At 30.8% G+C, this 1580-nt stretch carries 1 protein-coding gene; it reads left to right on the top strand.

What is annotated here, in order from left to right:
- Positions 1 to 178: 178 nt before the first annotated feature.
- A complete protein-coding gene (locus tag ACH5TX_RS00450; RefSeq protein WP_439337593.1) occupies positions 179 to 1303 on the top strand; it encodes a phospholipase D family protein in 1125 nt (374 codons plus the stop codon).
- Positions 1304 to 1580: the final 277 nt, after the last annotated feature.

Here is a 1580-nt window from a genome sequence, read left to right as displayed (position 1 = left end):
TAAAAACTGTTTACAACAAAGTGTATAATTCATTGCTTCTGATTTTCCTATCGGAAAATCCTCGCATTTTTATTATCTTTGGTTTACGGCGGAAAATCCTCTCGGATTTTCACGCAACGAAACCATACACACAACCGTTGTATGCAATGCGAGTGAATGCCAAATGTAAATTATCATTATGATTAAGCTGATAACTTCAAATACCAAAGATGATATTATGAACCTCATAGAAGAGGTGAAAAGCTCGTTTTACTTAATTTCTCCATTTATTGGAATAAATACTTCTAAAATATTAGCCAATATAATTAAAGAGAAAAAGATAAAAGCCACAATAATAACTAGATTTTCAAGGAATGATTTTTTTGTCGGTGCTAGTAGCATAGAAGGGCTTAGAATTTTAAAAGAAGCAGGTTTTGAACTAAAGGCGGTAAAGAAACTTCATACGAAGTTATATGTGTTTGACAATAATGCCATTATCTTGGGTTCATCAAATTTTACAGATGGTGGTTTGATTTCCAATATTGAATTAAATATTTTAATAAAAGATGAGAAAAGCATTGTTAATCATGGAATAACATATTTCGATGAAATAAACATCAATATTGATGAGGAGTATTTTATAACCGAAGAGATGATTCAAGAAGAAATTAGTTTCTTAAAATCTCTTGGGAAAAATGAGAAACCGAAATTTCCAAAATCGACTGATTTCGGAAAAGAAATGAACCCGAAGAGAAAACTGGACAAAATAGAAGAATTGCTTTCTCCAAATAAATCAATTAAGTCTAACAATATCAATGCGTGGATAAAATTTGAAGGATATTCTGACCATCGAAGAACAAAAAACAATACCCCGCTGAATATTGCATTAAATAATGAGGATTGCTATAGGACACATTTCCCCAAAAAACCTACAGGATATAAAAATGGAGATTTAATCTTTATTGCTAGGAGTAGTTGGGATAAAAATGGAGATAAAACACCAATAATTTATGGGTATGGAATTACTCGTAAATTTACTCGAAAGAATGTAATGACAAAAGAGCAACAAGAGGCTAATGAGGTTTTCAAAAGGTGGCCATATTACATTTATGTAGAGAATTTTAGATTTATTAATACAAATCTGGCGGATGGGATTTCATTGCTTGATATGTTAAGAGATGTGGGGTATAATTCTTATCCAGGTTCCAGCAAAAGAAAAAGCTCTTTTGCCAAATTAAAAAGGATTCATGGTCAAAGAGATAAATTGAGAATCACAGATGAAGCAAAAGACTATTTGTTAACACATCTAAATAAGATACTGTGACAATAAAGCACTGCATACAACAATAAATATAGGTCATTTGGCGAATCGTGCTAATTTTGAAAATGAGTATAATTAATAAAATATATAGCGGTTTGATAGGTTGGAGTTTTAAAAAGCCAAACGCCCCATATTCGAGCCGTTGTAGCACATTTGAGAAAAGTATGAAATTGATTTTAAAAATTGTTTTTCTAAGTATTGCATTTTCAATTAATGCTCAAGAATTTGAATCTTTCGATATCAATTCAATTAACATCAAGAATTGGAAGAATACACCTCA

Origin of the sequence: Thalassobellus citreus (genome assembly GCF_044385915.1) — a bacterium.
Taxonomy (GTDB): domain Bacteria; phylum Bacteroidota; class Bacteroidia; order Flavobacteriales; family Flavobacteriaceae; genus Thalassobellus; species Thalassobellus citreus.
This window is presented reverse-complemented; position numbering and strand designations above follow the sequence as displayed.